Consider the following 15,559-nt stretch of genomic DNA (forward strand, 5'->3'; position numbering starts at 1 on the left):
CGGCTTCGCCGCCGAACGGGGATAAATCCCCTCACCACGCCTCACAGGCTCGGCAGCTGCTACATGGGGAGATGTGTGGGGATCAGGCGCTGCGTGGCAACCAGAAAAACATCGTCACGCAGAAGATCGTCAGGCCGATACAAAACCACGTGAATCGGCGCAGCCGGCGTTCCCCCGCCTGGGCGGCGAATGCCGGCAGGGGCATGCCGCATTGGCGGCACTCGGTTTCTTGTGCGGGGTTGGTGTGTTGGCAATACAAACAGACGGGCATGGCACTCACTCGAACTGTTCCAGGCGCAGACGATCGAGAATGGCGATCTGGCGGCCGTCCTGGGTGATGATGTTTTCATCGATCAGGCGACGGATGATCCGCGAAAAGGTTTCCGGCTGGATCGACAGATGCCCGGCAATCAGTTGCTTGGCCATCGGCAGTTCGAATTGGCTGTCAACGGTTTGCTGGCGCACCAATTGCGTCAGCAGATAACGCACGACCCGGTGGGTGGCGTTTTTCAGGGACAGGGTTTCGATTTCGTTGACCCGTTGATGCAGGCGAACGCAGAGCTTGCCGAGCAGCGCAAAGGTCAGCCGGCTGTTGCTCTGCAGCAGGCGCATGTAGGTGTTGTTGGATAACCGATAAAGCTGAGTCGGGCAGATCGCTTCGGCCGAGGCCACATAGTTTGGGGTGTCCATCAGCATCATCGCCTCGGCGAAGGTTTGCCGATCGCCAATCACCTCAAACACTTTCTCCTGCCCATCCGGTGTCAGGCGGTAGATTTTCACCGCCCCGGCAATCACGAAATAGAACGAGTCGGCCGGCTCACCCTGGCGGAACAACGGTTCGCCCTTGTCGATGCTGAGCAGGTGGCTGGTACTCATCAATTCATCCAGCTGTTCTTCGTTCAACGGCTCGAACAAGTGATGACTGCGCAGAATCTGGTGATGGACGCGATGAAGCACCATAAGAATTCATCCTGAGGATTGAGGAGGGGATGGCGATCAAGTCAAACGAGGCCCAGCGAGACGCCGCTGGCCAACGCCAGAACCGAGGTCAACACCACAAACCAGGCCAGTGGCTGGATGACTTTTTTCATGACGACTCCTGGGGATCGAGAGGGATCAAGGTTTCTTTGATTGCTGAATGCTTGAGCAAGACGCGGGCCATGCCTGGAGGCCCTTGTTTACTCAGGTTGTCAGAGGTCTGGGTAAAAAAGACCGCAGCATTTATGGTTTAAATAACCCTTAAATGGTCATTTGTACCCTGATTCGATCACCCCTGTGGGAGCGAGCCGGCTCCGGGCGGCGTTCCGACGATAGCGGTGGGTCAGCCAACATTGATGCTGGATGTACCGCCGTCATCGTCGGAACGCCGCCCGGAGCCGGCTCGCTCCCACAAGCTTCAGGGCACGCCCCTTGCACACTTGATCTGCGACAAAGGCAATTGATCGCCAATACCCGATCATTGCCCCCGGACTTACCTCGACGCGTGCGGGTTTGCGTCAGGTCAGCAGCAAGGTAAAGGAGTGGCTTTATGCAAGTGCTCGACCGCCGTAAAGCGATGGCCATCGCGCCACTGTTACGTTTGGCCTTCCGGCCATTTTTCCTCGCCGGCTGCCTGCTGGCAGTGCTGGCCATTCCGCTGTGGCTGGCCGCTTTCAGTGGTGCGCTTTCCGGCTGGCAGCCGGCGGGTGGCTGGCTGGGCTGGCATCGACACGAATTGCTGTTCGGATTCGGCTTGGCGATTATCGCGGGCTTTCTGCTGACAGCCGTGCAGACCTGGACCGGTCGTCCCGGCCTCAGCGGGCGACCACTGGCCGCGCTGGCGTTGCTGTGGTTGTTGGCGCGCGTGGCCTGGCTGGTCAATGCGCCGTGGCCGGTGCTAGCGGTGCTGGAATTGGCGTTCCCGCTGGCGGTGGCCGCGCTCATGGGGTTCACCTTGTGGAAGGTGCGGCAGACACGTAACTACCCGATTGCGGTGGTGCTGCTGTTGTTAGCGGCGGCCGACGGGTTGTCCCTGTACGGCCTGGTCGAAGGTCATGAAGGCTGGCAGCGTCAAGGCGTGCTGACCGGCCTCTGGCTGGTGGCGGCGATGATGGGCTTGATCGGCGGGCGGGTCATTCCGTTCTTCATCCAGCGCGGCCTCGGCAAGGTTGAAGGCGTTACCCCTTGGCCGTGGCTGGATTGGCTGCTGCTGATTGTCTCGCCGCTGGTGGCGTTGTTGTACGCCGCCGGACCTGCGCTTGAGCCCAATCTCTGGGTCGGCCTGTTGTTCGCCGTGTTGGCCGTCGGGCATCTGGTGCGTCTGGTTCGCTGGCATGATCGCGCTCTCTGGCGTGTGCCGTTGCTGTGGTCGTTGTACCTGGCGTATGCCTGGTTGGCGGTGGCCTGTCTCGGCATGGCGCTGTGGCATTTTGGTGTGCCGATCAACCCGAGTCTGGCGGTGCATTGCCTGACGATCGGCGCCATGGGCGGCCTGGTGTTGGCGATGATCGCACGGGTCAGCCTCGGGCATACCGGCCGCGCGCTGGAGCCGCCATCGGGCATGACCCTGGCGTTTATTCTGCTCAACCTGGCGTGCTTGAGCCGGGTTGTGTTGATCCTGTTTTTCCCGCTGCCTGCGTTGTGGCTGGCCGGTCTGTGCTGGGCGCTGGCGTTTGCGTTGTACGCCTGGCGCTACGGTCCGATGCTGCTGCGGGCCCGTGTGGACGGCCATCCGGGCTAACCACGTGAACTGATGGAGGCTGCCGGTGTTATATCCCTTTTTACTGGTCACCCACTTGCTGGCGGCGATTGCCTTTATCGGCACGCTGTTTTTCGAAGTGGTGATCTGGCACCGCGCCCGTCAGCAGTTGGCGGATACCGCGCAAACGACCGCAGATCAAGCGATTGCAGTGCGCTCGCGCAAGGTGCTGCATGGCGTGGTGTTGCTGTTGTATGGCGCCGGCATCAGCCTGGCGTGGCAGCACCGTGGCGTATTGAGTCAGCCGCTGGCCAGCAGTTTTGGCACGTTGCTAAGCCTGAAAATCGTCCTGGCGCTGAGCATCATCGGCCATTACTTCCTGCTGGCGTATTGGCTGAAAAGCGCACGATTGACCACGACCCGCGCTAGCTGGATTCGCCGCAGCATCCTCGGGCACATGGTGTTGATCGTGATCCTGGCCAAGGCGATGTTCTATTGGCACGGTTGATCGCGCTGGAGAACCCGTAAATCCGTGGTGGCGCCATTCGCGAGCAGGCTCGCTCCCACATTGGAATATTGTTCCCTGTGGGAGCGAGCCTGCTCGCGAAAGCTGCGTCACTGGTTTTGTGTGAGCGGCAATCGATCAATGACGACGGTTCAAGGCGTTAACAAACAACACGTTGTTTTCCAGATGGATGTGTTGCATCAGGTCATCACGAAACTCCAGCAGCCCACGATAAAGGGCACGCCAGGTGTTGCAGGCATCGGCCGGCGGGGTGATGTTGTTGGTCAGCGCGAGCAGTTTTTCAAGGGCTTCGCCATGTTGATCATGTTCAAAGCGCAGCACCTGGATCGGCGGCGCGGCCTGAGGGCCGATGCCCTGTTGCAGCATTGGGAAGAGCACTTGTTCTTCCTTGAGCATGTGGCCTTCGAGTTCTTGTTGCATGTCGGTCAGCAGATCGGCCAGGCCGTTGGGGCAGCTGCTGCGCGCACCATGGACCTGCTCGACGCGACGGGCCAGGCGGATCAGTTCCGGCAGTTGCTCGCGATGGCGGGCGTGGTAGCGCGCCAGAAGGTGGGCGATCAACAACTCCGACGGTTCGTTGCGCCAGTCGTGTTGGGTTTCGCCGGTGTCTTGCAGCCGGTGCAGCGCATCGGCGATCAGGACCGGATCGAGGTCTTTGCCAACGGCCGCTTCACGCAGGCTTTTATGCCCGCCACAACAGAAGTCCAGTTTGAAGGTGTGAAAAATACGCGTGGCGCCGGGAATGTCGCAGGCCAGTTGGCCGAGGCTTTGTTCCAGTAGAGTCAGGCTCATCAGGGGGTTCCTTGTTTGGATTTCAACGGTTCCCCAGGCTCATTGCACCCGGCATGCCAAATTTAACGTGTTGAAAAACATGGCTTAATTTTTAGTTGTGGTGATAGGCACCCGGACGCTTTAGGGTGAATCCAACCATAGAGGGTAATAACTACCATGCTGCGTGAAAGCCTGGCGGCCGACCTGATTGTCGAGTTGCCCAATGCTGTGCGGTTGCAACGACTGGTCCAGACCCTGCGCGAGTACTTCAACAGTGGCGCCGTGGGATTGCTGCGTCTGGATGACGACAGCCTCAGGCCGGTGGCGACGGTGGGGCTGGTGCATGAAGCGTTGGGGCGGCGGTTTGTCATCGCCCAGCATCCGCGGCTGGCGGCGATCATGGCGTCGCGCGAACCCACCTGGTTCGAGCCCGACAGTCGCCTGCCGGATCCCTATGACGGCTTGCTCGACAATCACGCCGGCGAACCGATGCCAGTGCACGACTGCATGGGCGTGAGCCTGTATGTGGAGGGTCGGATCTGGGGCGCGATCACCCTCGATGCGCTGCACGCCGGGACCTTCGACAGCCGTGCGCGGGAAGAACTCAAGCGCTGCACCTTGCAGATCGAAGCCGCCGTGCGAGTCACCCGCCTTGAGCAGGAAAACCGCAGCCTGCGCTTGTCCCGCAGCGATATTCAAGACGTGCGCAGGCCGGCTGATGAAGGCGAAATCCTCGGGCAGAGTGAGGTGCTGCATCAGTTGCTCAATGAACTGGACGTGTTGGCCGATTCCGAGCTGCCGGTATTGCTGTTGGGCGAGACCGGCGTCGGCAAAGAGCTGTTCGCCCGGCGCTTGCATCGTCTGTCGCGCCGCAGTCATAAGCCGCTGGTGCAGGTCAACTGCGCAGCGTTGCCGGAGTCTCTGGCGGAGAGTGAATTGTTCGGCCATGTCAAAGGTGCGTTTTCCGGCGCCACCAGTGACCGTGCCGGACGTTTCGATGCCGCCAACGGTGGCACGCTGTTTCTCGACGAAGTCGGTGAATTGCCATTGGCCGTGCAAGCGAAGTTGCTGCGCACTCTGCAGAACGGCGAGATCCAGCGCCTCGGCGCCGACAAGCCGCTGCATGTCGATGTGCGAATCATCGCCGCGACCAACCGGCACCTGCCGGACAGCATCCGCGACGGCTTGTTTCGGGCCGATCTGTATCACCGGCTCTCGGTGTACCCGGTGCCGATCCCGCCGCTGCGCGAGCGGGGTAACGATGTGTTGATGCTGGCCGGGCATTTCCTTGAACTCAATCGGGCGCGGCTCGGTCTGCGTGGTTTGCGTCTGTCGCCGGCGGCCGAGCGAGCGCTGCTGTCGTACAGCTGGCCGGGCAACGTGCGCGAACTGGAACATGTGATCAGCCGAGCCGCGTTGAAGCAACTCAGTCGCGGCACCAGTCGCACGCTGATCATGACGCTGGAGCCCGAGATTCTGGACCTCGACAGTGCCGTGGGCGGGCAGGGCGCGGTCGTCGAAAGTCCCCTGGACGTTACGGCGGATGAGCCGTTCCAGCCCCTGGGTGAAGCGGTCGACGATTACCAGCGCAAGAAAATCCTCCAGGCCTTGAGCCTGTCCGGGGAAAACTGGGCCAGCGCCGCGCGGATTCTGGAAGTCGATCCCAGCAACCTGCACAAACTGGCTCGGCGTCTGCGCCTCAAATAAGGCTGGGCATGCTCAGTGTTGATGGTGATCAAGGTGCTAGTGCGCTGTGCATCGCACACTGGGCAGAACCTTTTTGGAGATCACCGTCATGCCCCTTTCCCTGGCACAGATGCGCCGCAACTACACCCTTTTTGGCCTTCAAGACGAGTCGGCGCTGGATGACCCGCTGGCGATGTTCCGGCAATGGATGCAGTTGGCCCGCGACACCGAGCGCGCGCCTGTCGAAGCCAACAGCATGGTGTTGGCGACAGTCGACAGTGAAGGGCGCCCACACTGCCGGGTCCTGCTGCTCAAGGGTTTGAGCGATGAAGGCTTCACCTTTTTCGGTAATTACCAGAGCGACAAAGGCCAGCAACTGGCTGCTAACCCGCATGCCGCCATGACCTTTTTCTGGCCGGGGCTGGAGCGTCAGGTGCGTATCGAAGGCCTGGTCTCCAGGCTCGACCCGACGCTGTCGGATGGGTACTTCGATTCCCGCTCACAGGACAGTCGCCTGGGCGCGTGGGCTTCACCGCAAAGCCGGCCGCTGGCCAATCGGGCCGAGCTTGAATCGCTGTTGCTACAAACCACCCAACGTTTTGCCGGCAAGACCGTGCCGCGGCCCGAGCATTGGGGCGGCTACTGCCTGCACCCTGAGCGGCTGGAGTTCTGGCAGGGGCGTGCCGACCGCTTGCATGACCGTCTCGATTACCGTTTGCGCGATAGCGTGTGGCAACGAAATCGCCTGGCACCTTGAGCCCCGTTGCGCAAAACATGCAGCAATGAAGAACCATGTGGGAGCGAGCCTGCTCGCGATAGCGGTGGGTCAGTCGACATCTATGTTGCCTGACAAACCGCTATCGCGAGCAGGCTCGCTCCCACAGGTTTTTGTGTGGCCTGCATATTCTCCTGATGTCCCTGTGGAGGTACCTCCTTGGAGGAATAGGCTCGCTGCGAATTCCAGTTCAGGCTTTGTCCCATACCCTCATACACGGGAAGGCTTGGATATGGCCCATCTGGCGCAACGCACGTTTGAACCCTTGAACATTGCCGTGCTGACCATCAGCGATACGCGCACCTTCGACACCGACACCTCGGGGCAGACCCTGACGGATTTGCTGCAAACGGCCGGGCATGTATTGATCGATCGTGACCTGGTCAAAGACGATATTTATCAGATCCGCGCCAAGGTCTCCCACTGGATCGCCGACCCTCAGGTTCAAGTGATACTGATGACCGGCGGCACCGGTTTCACCGCGCGCGACAACACACCGCAAGCGGTCTTGCCATTGCTGGACAAACACGTGGAAGGCTTCGGTGAACTATTCCGTCAGGTGTCCCTGGCGGAAATCGGTATGTCCAGTTTGCAGTCACGGGCGTTGGCCGGGATGAGCAACGGCGTGCTGGTGTGCTGCGTTCCGGGTTCGCCGGGTGCGTGTCGGACTGCCTGGAACCAGATCCTGCTCGAACAATTGGACAGCCGCACCGGCCCGTGCAATTTCGCCCCGCATTTGAAACCGCAAGCGCAACGGGTCATCGACGCCTGCGAGACCCGCTCATGACCGGCCGGGTGTGCGACCTTGGCAATCTGATGCCGGTGGACGAGGCCATCAGCCGTCTGTTGGACCAGGCACCGCCGCCGCCCCTGGCGCAAAAAATCGGTCTGGATCAAGCCTTGGGGCGGGTGCTGGCGGCGGACATTCATTCCCCTGTCAACCTGCCGGCCTGGGACAACAGTGCCATGGACGGTTACGCCCTCAGGGCCGCAGACCTGCCACCGGACGGAGGCTGTTTGATGATTGGCGGACGAATTGCGGCCGGGGATCAGGCGTGCTCGCCGTTGCTCGCGCAGCAAGCGGTGCAAATCTTTACCGGCGCGCCATTGCCGCCGGGTGCCGACACGGTGGTGCCGCAGGAGCGCTGCCGGATCGAGGGCGAGCGTGTCTGGTTTCCGCCCGTAAACGCCGGCGATCACGTGCGCAAGGAAGGTGAGGAGGTTCGCCGGGGCGATCTGTTGCTCCAGGCCGGTAAACGCCTGCGTGCGCAAGAAGTGGGATTGCTGGCCGGCGCTGGGATTGCGCGGGTCGAGGTTTATCGACCGTTGCAAGTGTGCTTACTCAGCAGCGGTAATGAACTGCGTGAGCCAGGCGATCCATTGGCGCCGGGGCAGATTTACAACAGCAATCGCTACTGCCTTGCGGCGTTGTTGAGCGGTTGGGGCGTCGAGGTGCACGACTACGGCGTGATGGCCGATGAGTTGGCGGCCAGCCGGCATGCCTTGAGCCTGGCGTCCTCGGAATGCGACCTGTTGTTGAGTTCCGGGGGCGTCTCGGTGGGCGAGGAAGATCACCTCAAACAGGCCATCGAGGAACTCGGCAGCCTGGACTTTTGGCGGCTGGCGATTCAGCCGGGTAAACCGCTGGCCTTTGGCGAAGTGGCCGGCAAACCGTGGATCGGCATGCCGGGAAATCCGTCGGCGGCGCTGATCACCGCGTTGGTGGTGGTGCGTCCGTTCCTGCTCAGGGCCCAAGGCGTGAAAGACGTGTTGTCGGTGCCAATGGCCGTTCCCGCCGGGTTCGACTGGTTGCAGCGTAACAAGCGTCGGCAGTACCTGCGGGCACGGTTGACCCCGGGCGCTGACGGCCAGTTGAGCGTTGAGCTGCACCCTCAGCAAAGCTCGGCGATGTTGACTGCCGCGTGTTGGGCCGACGGGCTGGCGGTGATCGAGTGCGAGCAGCAAGTGCTCAAGCACGACAACGTGATGTTCCTGTCCTTCGCCGACCTGATGCATTGATCGCAATTGATTGCCGTCAAGGCTCTGCCTGCCGGTCTCGCTAGACTGGCAGCGCGTTTTTCCATGAGGATTACCCATGCAACTGGTCTGCCCGGCAGGGAACCTGCCTGCGCTAAAAGCGGCGGTGCGCCAAGGCGCCGATGCCGTCTATGTCGGTTTTCGCGATGACACCAATGCCCGGCATTTCGCGGGGCTGAACATGGACGACAAACAATTCGACGCGGCGGTCGCTCACATTCGTCAGCATCAACGCAAACTCTACGTCGCGGTCAACACGTACCCGCAACCCAAGGGCTGGGAACGTTGGCAACGGGCGGTCGATCGTGCCGCCGATTTCGGCGTGGATGCGTTGATCGCCGCTGACCCCGGCGTGCTCAACTATGCCAGCCAGCGGCATCCGCAATTGGCGTTGCACCTGTCGGTCCAGGGCTCGGCAACCCATGCTGCGGCCCTGGAATTTTATGCGCAGCGTTACGGGATTCGTCGCGCGGTGCTGCCGCGAGTGTTGTCGTTGGCGCAAGTGCGCCAGGTCGCCGCGAGCAGCCCGGTGCCCATCGAAGTGTTTGGCTTCGGCAGCTTGTGCATCATGGCCGAAGGGCGTTGCCATCTGTCTTCCTACATCACCGGCGAGTCGCCCAACCTATGCGGTGTCTGTTCGCCCGCCAAAGCGGTGCGCTGGAGCGAAGACGCTGAAGGCTTGAGCGCACGGCTCAGTGAAGTGTTGATCGATCGTTACACCCCTGACGAACCCGCCGGTTACCCGACCTTGTGCAAAGGCCGTTTCCTGGTCGGCGGCAAACGCTTTCATGCACTGGAAGAACCCACCAGCCTCGACACTCTGGACTTGCTGCCGGAATTGACGGCCATCGGAGTTGAAGCAGTAAAAATCGAAGGCCGGCAACGCAGTCCGGCCTATGTCGAACAAGTCACCCGCGTCTGGCGCGCGGCGCTGGACGCCCACCGTGGCTCGCCGGGCAGTTTTCGGGTCAAGGAGGAATGGCGTCGGGTGCTGGCCGGTTTGTCTGAAGGCAGCCAGACCACCCTGGGTGCTTACCATCGATCATGGCAATGAGGGAGGCGACATGAAGCTCAGCCTTGGACCGGTCCTGTTTTATTGGGACAAAGAGCAACTCAGCAACTTTTACGCCGAGATGTCGGCCTTGCCCCTGGATGTGATTTATCTGGGGGAAACCGTGTGTTCGAAACGCCGGGCCTTTTCACTGGATCAATGGCTGGGTCTGGGGCGCGAGTTGCAGGAATGCAGCCAGGCCCAGTTGGTGATCTCCAGCCTGACGCTGATCGAAGCGGCCTCCGAACTTTCCAGCCTGCGCCGACTCTGCGACAACGGCCAATTGCTGGTGGAGGCCAACGACATGGGCGCGGTGCAGTTTCTGGCCGAGCGCAAGTTGCCGTTCGTGGGCGGCCCGGCGCTCAATCTGTACAACGGTCATACGCTCGCGCAACTGCTGGACTGCGGGATGACCCGCTGGGTGCCGCCGGTGGAATGCTCGGCGGCGCTGATTGGCGATGTGCTTGATCAGGTGCGTGAACTGGGCCGTGAGGCGCCGGAAGTCGAGATCTTTGCTTATGGGCATTTGCCTTTGGCTTATTCCGCACGCTGCTTCACCGCTCGGGCGGAAAACAAGCCCAAGGACGATTGCCAGTTTTGCTGCCTCAACTACCCCGACGGCCTGCCGTTGACCAGTCAGGAAGGGCAGGCGCTGTTCACCATTAACGGTATTCAAACGATGTCGGCGGAGGTGACCAATCTGCTGGCGGATTACACCGGGCTGGTGGCTTGTGGCGCCGATCTGTTGCGTCTGAGCCCTCGCGCTCAGGGCATGGCCGAGGTCATTGCCGCCTATCAACGGGTTCGTCTGGGCGAGATGCCGCCGCTGTTCGTCGACGGTTGCAACGGTTACTGGCATGGCCAGGCCGGCATGTTGCGCGTCGAGGAGGTCGGTCTGTGTTGAATCGTAAAAAGTGGTTGTTGAAAGGCGCCGACCGGTTGTTGCCGCTGGTGCGTCGGGTGCCTTTTGCGGTGCAGCGTCTGGCGTTGCAGCAGGCGCTGAATCGTTGCCTTGCCGAGCCGTTGCGCGATGGCGAGTTTGAAGTGTTGCGCGGGCGTTGGTTGTGCTTGCGGATTCCGGATCTGGGGTTGTCCTGGTATCTGACGCTGACCCTTGACGGGTTGCGAATTGCTGAACGCGCCAATGCGCACGTGACTATCAGTGGCAACTGGCGAGAGTTTTTATTGCTGGCGAGCCGTCAGGAAGATCCGGACACGTTGTTTTTTCGCCGGCGTTTGGTGATTGAGGGTGATACGGAGTTGGGGTTGGCGTTGAAGAATCTGATCGACAGTCTTGATCCTGATGTGTTGCCGGTTTGGCTGTGGCGCAATTTGGAGCGGGCGGGGAAGGGGTTGGCGGCCGGTTAGCCTGGCTGTGTTTTGGTCGGGGTACATATCCGTTGCTGCGGTAACGGCTTCATTGGGTTCCGCCCTTAGGGAGTGTCACTTGGAAATACGGAATGCCGCCCAACCCCAAGTAACCAAACGCTCTTGCCCCTGACGTACGGTGCCTCGCCTAGGCTCGGCATGCCCTCGCTCCGGTCCTGCTCCGTGGGCCCGCCGCCATCGGCCATCCATGGCCGGGGGCAGCTACCGCGGCATCCTTGCCGCGGTGCCCACTGCGCAGAACCTGCGCTCGGCCTTCCGACGGGGCAGATCAAGATCAAAATCAAAAGCCAGAGCGAGGCGGCCTGATAGCCGACCTGATGTCTGTCATGGTCATCGGCGGTGGACACCTATGTCATGCCCGCCAAAAATCCAACTGTGGGAGCGAGCCTGCTCGCGAAGGCGGACTTACATTCAACATTGATGTCGACTGACAGGGCCTCATCGCGAGCAGGCTCGCTCCCACAGGGGAAATCCGTACGCTTGAAGAAACAGGCCGGCCGGTAGGCCGCCTCGCGGTGCTTTTGCGGTATTCGCCCCCTCGAGAGGCCGAGTGGAGGTTCTGCGCAGTGGGCAACCCGGCATGGATGCCGGGTTAGCCGCCCCCGGCCATGGATGGCCGATGGCGGCGGGCCCACGGAGCAGGACCGGAGCGAGGGCATGGCGAGCCTAGGCGAGCCACCGAACGACAGGGGCAAGAGCCCTTGGTTACTTGGGGCTTTTCCAAGTGACTCGCTGTAAAAGCGAAACCGATAGAAGCCGTTACCGCAGAAATGGATATGTACTGAGCCAAAAGACGCCATCGCGAGCAGGCTCGCTCCCACATTTGATCTGCGTTGCCCTCAAACCATCAGTTCAGAGGCGTGATTCTGCCGGGCATCACTGGCAATCAACTGCCTGATCCCTTCAAACAACTCATCCCCCTGAGCCTCCGTGCAGTCCTCGCCATAGCGCTTGCGCAACCCGTAATGGCTAAGAATCAAATGCACATCCGCGTGCAGACCATGCTGCTTCAAGCAGTTTTCAACGCATTGCAACGGACAACCATCCAGCGCAAAAATCCGCCGTCCCGAACGTGCCTTGTTGACCAGCGCCGCCACATGCCCGCCGACCCCGACGATGCAGGACATTTCAGCCAGGCCGCTGCGATCAAGCCGCACGGCCAGGGTGTTGGCCAGTTGGGCGACGTTGGAGCAGCCTGAACAGGAGTAAATCAGGGGCAAGGTTGAACGGGACATGAGCGTTCTCCATGGATGGACTTCTTCAGTGTGCAAGGCCGGTGGCATTGCGCATTGACGGCGGTCAATTCCGTCTATTGGAACGCCGCGAGATCCTCTTCGGCGAGGATGCTGATGTTGCGCCGTTCCATCGCGATCAGGCCGCTGTCCACCAAACGGTGCAAGATCCGCGAAAAGGTTTCCGGCTGAATGCCCAGCTTCGAGGCCACCAGGCGTTTGGACACCTGCAAGACAATCAAGCCGCTGACCGGGTTGCGTTCCTGGAACAGGAAATTGATCACCCGCCGACTCGCGCTGGCCATGGTCAACGTGTCGATGTCGCGCAGACGCAGGTGCAGGTGCACGCTCATGCTCGCCAGGATCGCCAGGCAAACTTTCGGCTGGTCTTCCAGCGCGTTGCGGTAATGGCTGCCCTCGATACTCACCAGCACGCTGTCCTTCAGCGCCGTGGCGCTCACCGGGTAGAGACGGGCCTGACTGAACAGCAAAGCTTCGGCAAACGTCTGGCCGGGCTGGATGATCTCCACCAGATTTTCCTGGCCTTCGCCGGTAAGCCGGTACAACTTGATCTGGCCGCTGACCAGCAGGAAAAAACGCTTGGCCGGATCCCCTTGGTGCATGAGGGTGCTGTGACAGGACAGGCGCTTGAGCATCGCCAGGCCGCAGACTTCCTCGAAGATTTTCTCCGGCAACTGACTGAACAGATGGTGACGACGCAACGTTAAAACGATGGAAGGGTGGGTCAGCATGGCGTACCTCCGCTGACGCTCATAGTAGAGAGCGCCGGCCGGATGACCTATGCCTCTGCCGGCCTACCTCCAAAGAGGCATGCGCCTCAGCTCGCATTGCGCAGATGCTCCATGGCCCATACCGCCGCCTCGACCCGCGAGCGCAAGCCGAGTTTGTGCAGCAGGTTTTTCACGTGAACCTTGACCGTCCCTTCGGTGATGCCGAGCTTGTGCCCGATGACTTTGTTGCTGAAGCCGCTGGCGATGGTTTTCAGCACCTGACGTTCACGCTCGGTCAGTTCCACCACGGTCTGGCGCTGCGGTGAGCGCAGTGCCTGGGCCATGACCTGGGTCAGCCCCGGGCTGATCACCAATTCGCCGTTCAAGGCATTGCGGATGTACTGAATCAATAGTTCGGGCTCCATGTCCTTGAGCAGGTAGCCGTCTGCATCCAGACGCAACGCGTCGCGAATATCGTCTTCGGCATCCGAGACCGTAAACAGCAGCACTTTGCCGGTGTAGTGCATCGCCCGTAATTGGCGCAGGGTTTCAATGCCATTCATTAGCGGCATGTTGTTATCAAGCAACACCAGATCCGGTTTCAATGGTTCGATCAGACTGAGTGCTTCTTCACCGTTGTTGGCTTCACCGACGATCAGGAAATCATCTTCGAGTTCGAGCATCTGGCGGATGCCGTGACGCATCATCGGATGGTCGTCGACCAGCAGGATGGTGTGTTGCAGGGAGGGGTTCATGTGACGCTACCTTCAGTTTGCTGCCCGAGGAACTCCGGTTGGAATTCCAGTTGGACGCGGGTGCCTTGCGGCTCCCTGGAGACTATTTCGAGTTGACCGCGCAAGCTGCGGGCCCGCTCATCCATGATTTTCAGGCCGTGGTGTTCGCGTTGGTCGACGTTGCCGCTGAAGCCGCGTCCGTCGTCTTCTACGATGAGCCTCACGGTTTCACCGTCCTGACGCAGTTGCAGCCAGGCGTTTTGCGCGTGGGCGTGACGCAGGCAGTTGGAGAGCGCCTCGCGGGTGATCTGCAAGATGTGGATTTGCTCGCTGGCTGATAACTGAAAGGCCAGCGCGTCGACATGCAGGTGCACCTGAAATTCGCCGCGGCGGGAGAACTCCTCGGCGGTGTCCTTGAGTTCCTGCACCAGCCCCGCATCGTGAATCTGCAAGCGAAAGGTGGTCAGCAACTCGCGTAATTGGCGGTAGGCATTGTTCAGTCCTTCGCGCAGTTCGGCGGTGACGTTTTCCAGGGTTTCGACCGGTTCGCCACGACGCATCAGGGTCTGCAGGCGGCTGACTTGCAGCTTCATGTAGGACAGGGCCTGGGCCAGTGAGTCGTGCAGCTCGCGGGCGATGATCGTGCGTTCGTCGAGCAACAGCAGGCGATGATCCTGTTCCCGTTGACGCTTGAGCGAGAGCGAGGTGCCAATCAGGTTGGCCAGGGCCTGGATCAGTTGGGTTTCCCAGGCTTGGGTTGGATGTCCGTCGACAAAATGCGCCTTGAGTTCACCCAGTTCACTGCCCTGGTTGCTGATGCTGAACGTTTGTGGACTGGCTTTATGGTGCTTCTGGCACGTGGCGCAATCGCTGCTGGCGCAGACTTCGCGGATGTTCGCGCCGTGGAGGGCGAGCAACTGCTGGGCCGGTGCCTGCATTTGTCCTTGCAGACACAGCGACAGGCGCAAGCCGGGCAGGCGTTGCTGGAAGCGTCGAATCAACTCATCCAGACCTTCGGCATTGGCCAGGCGTGTGGCCAGGCTTCGACTGCTTTGGTACAGCAACTCGAGGGCGGCATTGGCTTGTTGCAGGTTCAGGGTTTTTTGCTGGACCTGACTCTCAAGGGTGCGATGCGAGTCTTCGATCGTCTCGGCCATGGCGTTGAAGCTCATGGCCAACTGGCCCAGTTCGTCCTGGGACTGATGATTGACCCGCACCTTGAAATCGCCGCGACGGAAGCGCTGGGTCGCGTCCACCAACTCTTTCAAGGGCATGACGACCCCGTACTGCAATTCGTAGAGTCCAATCAGCAGGACGAACAGGGTAGTGAACAAGGCCAGGCCCTGGATCACCTGTTGCCAGCCTTGCTTCTGTTCGCTTTGGCGCTGCAACAGATTGACGAACTGGTTCAGTTGTTCAACGAAGGGCAGGGCCTGGACCTGAAAATAGGCGGCATCGCCTCGCTCCAGCGCCGGGCGCAAATCCTCGTTCCAGTGTTGCTGAATTTGCCCGTAGCTGGTTTGCAGCGCGGCGGTCGGGCCATCTTCCAGCACTGCCTTGAGTGACTGGCTGTTGAGGCGGGTTTGCAGGCTGTCGCTGATGGCGATGATTTCTTCGCCGGTTGCACCCGCGGCCAGTTTCCAGCTCAGGTGGTAAGTCTCCATGCGCACCGAGCCTGCGGTGTTGATGGCGGCCGCATCGCCCTGGCTGAACCAGGCGATCAGTCCGGCGCTCAACGAACTGGCGAGGGCGAGCACGGCGATCAGGATCACCGCCAGCCCGGCGCGAGCGGGCAGGGAACTGCGCAACCAGCGGATCATCAGCGCAGGTCCGGGAAAAAATCAGGTAAACCGTGCATGTGCAGCTCCAGGATGGGTTTTGCCGCCGATCCCGGGCGCGCTACCTCTAAAGAGTTGTCGACTGATCCTTGTCAGCAAAAACCGTGGAAGA

Annotated in this window: 16 protein-coding genes; 9 read left to right on the forward strand and 7 right to left on the reverse strand. The window is 60.8% G+C overall.

Translation table 11 applies throughout. The features are described from left to right. Positions 1–82: 82 nt before the first annotated feature. The gene (locus tag ACYZUA_RS15660; protein WP_461964000.1) at positions 83–271 is read right to left on the reverse strand and encodes a protein DnrP; all 189 of its coding nucleotides are present in this window, start codon (positions 269–271) and stop codon (positions 83–85) included. A 5-nt stretch (positions 272–276) separates the two neighbouring features. After that, positions 277–960: a Crp/Fnr family transcriptional regulator gene (locus ACYZUA_RS15665; protein ID WP_008156275.1), complete on the reverse strand. Its 684-nt coding sequence runs from the start codon at positions 958–960 to the stop codon at positions 277–279. Positions 961–1,528: 568 nt separating this feature from the next. On the opposite strand from ACYZUA_RS15665, the gene ACYZUA_RS15670 reads away from it, so the two are divergent. Then, entirely contained in the window at positions 1,529–2,719 is a 1,191-nt protein-coding gene (locus tag ACYZUA_RS15670) for an NnrS family protein (RefSeq protein ID WP_461959579.1), read from the forward strand. A 25-nt stretch (positions 2,720–2,744) separates the two neighbouring features. Then, positions 2,745–3,185, forward strand: a complete 441-nt coding sequence (locus ACYZUA_RS15675; RefSeq protein WP_033059055.1) for a CopD family copper resistance protein — start codon at positions 2,745–2,747, stop codon at positions 3,183–3,185. A 135-nt stretch (positions 3,186–3,320) separates the two neighbouring features. On the opposite strand, the gene ytfE is transcribed toward ACYZUA_RS15675, so the two are convergent. After that, positions 3,321–3,995 carry an iron-sulfur cluster repair protein YtfE gene (ytfE, locus tag ACYZUA_RS15680; protein WP_461959580.1) on the reverse strand — a complete coding sequence of 225 codons (675 nt, stop codon included), beginning with the start codon at positions 3,993–3,995 and terminating at the stop codon, positions 3,321–3,323. Positions 3,996–4,151: 156 nt separating this feature from the next. Here ytfE and norR point away from each other — a divergent pair, with 156 nt between their 5' ends. The 7 genes from norR to ubiT all read left to right on the forward strand — a co-directional run bounded on the left by norR (position 4,152) and on the right by ubiT (position 10,891). Then, positions 4,152–5,681 carry a nitric oxide reductase transcriptional regulator NorR gene (gene norR / locus ACYZUA_RS15685; RefSeq protein WP_461959581.1) on the forward strand — a complete coding sequence of 510 codons (1,530 nt, stop codon included), beginning with the start codon at positions 4,152–4,154 and terminating at the stop codon, positions 5,679–5,681. A gap of 88 nt (positions 5,682–5,769) precedes the next feature. Beyond that, on the forward strand, positions 5,770–6,417 hold the full coding sequence (gene pdxH, locus ACYZUA_RS15690) for a pyridoxamine 5'-phosphate oxidase (RefSeq protein ID WP_461959582.1): 648 nt from the start codon (positions 5,770–5,772) through the stop codon (positions 6,415–6,417). Positions 6,418–6,667: 250 nt separating this feature from the next. Next, a complete protein-coding gene (gene moaB, locus ACYZUA_RS15695; RefSeq protein WP_046052662.1) occupies positions 6,668–7,222 on the forward strand; it encodes a molybdenum cofactor biosynthesis protein B in 555 nt (184 codons plus the stop codon). Further along, a complete protein-coding gene (locus tag ACYZUA_RS15700) occupies positions 7,219–8,454 on the forward strand; it encodes a molybdopterin molybdotransferase MoeA (RefSeq protein WP_461959583.1) in 1,236 nt (411 codons plus the stop codon). Before moaB ends, ACYZUA_RS15700 begins: the two co-directional genes overlap by 4 nt. Positions 8,455–8,530: 76 nt before the next feature. After that, the gene (ubiU, locus tag ACYZUA_RS15705; protein WP_150655791.1) at positions 8,531–9,526 is read left to right on the forward strand and encodes a ubiquinone anaerobic biosynthesis protein UbiU; all 996 of its coding nucleotides are present in this window, start codon (positions 8,531–8,533) and stop codon (positions 9,524–9,526) included. Positions 9,527–9,536: 10 nt separating this feature from the next. Next, on the forward strand, positions 9,537–10,427 hold the full coding sequence (locus ACYZUA_RS15710; RefSeq protein ID WP_461959584.1) for a U32 family peptidase: 891 nt from the start codon (positions 9,537–9,539) through the stop codon (positions 10,425–10,427). After that, entirely contained in the window at positions 10,421–10,891 is a 471-nt protein-coding gene (ubiT, locus tag ACYZUA_RS15715; protein ID WP_461959585.1) for a ubiquinone anaerobic biosynthesis accessory factor UbiT, read from the forward strand. The genes ACYZUA_RS15710 and ubiT overlap by 7 nt, the downstream gene beginning before the upstream one ends. An 860-nt stretch (positions 10,892–11,751) precedes the next feature. Here ubiT and ACYZUA_RS15720 read toward each other — a convergent pair. The 4 genes from ACYZUA_RS15720 to ACYZUA_RS15735 form a co-directional block, all read right to left on the reverse strand. Beyond that, positions 11,752–12,147, reverse strand: a complete 396-nt coding sequence (locus tag ACYZUA_RS15720) for a putative zinc-binding protein (protein ID WP_461959586.1) — start codon at positions 12,145–12,147, stop codon at positions 11,752–11,754. A 74-nt stretch (positions 12,148–12,221) separates the two neighbouring features. Continuing rightward, positions 12,222–12,896: a Crp/Fnr family transcriptional regulator gene (locus ACYZUA_RS15725; protein WP_282482941.1), complete on the reverse strand. Its 675-nt coding sequence runs from the start codon at positions 12,894–12,896 to the stop codon at positions 12,222–12,224. Positions 12,897–12,982: 86 nt separating this feature from the next. Continuing rightward, positions 12,983–13,630, reverse strand: coding sequence for a two-component system response regulator NarL (gene narL, locus ACYZUA_RS15730; protein WP_461959587.1), 648 nt, complete (start codon positions 13,628–13,630; stop codon positions 12,983–12,985). Beyond that, positions 13,627–15,429: a HAMP domain-containing protein gene (locus ACYZUA_RS15735; protein WP_461959588.1), complete on the reverse strand. Its 1,803-nt coding sequence runs from the start codon at positions 15,427–15,429 to the stop codon at positions 13,627–13,629. Before ACYZUA_RS15735 ends, narL begins: the two co-directional genes overlap by 4 nt. Between the last annotated feature and the right edge of the window lie 130 nt (positions 15,430–15,559).

The organism is Pseudomonas sp. LS2P72, assembly GCF_054897865.1.

Coding starts and splice junctions, on each gene's coding strand:
- ACYZUA_RS15660 (WP_461964000.1), bottom strand. CDS start 271: ATGCCCGTCTGTTTGTATTGCCAACACACCAACCCCGCACAAGAAACC.
- ACYZUA_RS15665 (WP_008156275.1), bottom strand. CDS start 960: ATGGTGCTTCATCGCGTCCATCACCAGATTCTGCGCAGTCATCACTTG.
- ACYZUA_RS15670 (WP_461959579.1), top strand. CDS start 1,529: ATGCAAGTGCTCGACCGCCGTAAAGCGATGGCCATCGCGCCACTGTTA.
- ytfE (WP_461959580.1), bottom strand. CDS start 3,995: ATGAGCCTGACTCTACTGGAACAAAGCCTCGGCCAACTGGCCTGCGAC.
- norR (WP_461959581.1), top strand. CDS start 4,152: ATGCTGCGTGAAAGCCTGGCGGCCGACCTGATTGTCGAGTTGCCCAAT.
- pdxH (WP_461959582.1), top strand. CDS start 5,770: ATGCCCCTTTCCCTGGCACAGATGCGCCGCAACTACACCCTTTTTGGC.
- moaB (WP_046052662.1), top strand. CDS start 6,668: ATGGCCCATCTGGCGCAACGCACGTTTGAACCCTTGAACATTGCCGTG.
- ACYZUA_RS15700 (WP_461959583.1), top strand. CDS start 7,219: ATGACCGGCCGGGTGTGCGACCTTGGCAATCTGATGCCGGTGGACGAG.
- ubiU (WP_150655791.1), top strand. CDS start 8,531: ATGCAACTGGTCTGCCCGGCAGGGAACCTGCCTGCGCTAAAAGCGGCG.
- ACYZUA_RS15710 (WP_461959584.1), top strand. CDS start 9,537: ATGAAGCTCAGCCTTGGACCGGTCCTGTTTTATTGGGACAAAGAGCAA.
- ACYZUA_RS15720 (WP_461959586.1), bottom strand. CDS start 12,147: ATGTCCCGTTCAACCTTGCCCCTGATTTACTCCTGTTCAGGCTGCTCC.
- ACYZUA_RS15725 (WP_282482941.1), bottom strand. CDS start 12,896: ATGCTGACCCACCCTTCCATCGTTTTAACGTTGCGTCGTCACCATCTG.
- narL (WP_461959587.1), bottom strand. CDS start 13,630: ATGAACCCCTCCCTGCAACACACCATCCTGCTGGTCGACGACCATCCG.
- ACYZUA_RS15735 (WP_461959588.1), bottom strand. CDS start 15,429: ATGATCCGCTGGTTGCGCAGTTCCCTGCCCGCTCGCGCCGGGCTGGCG.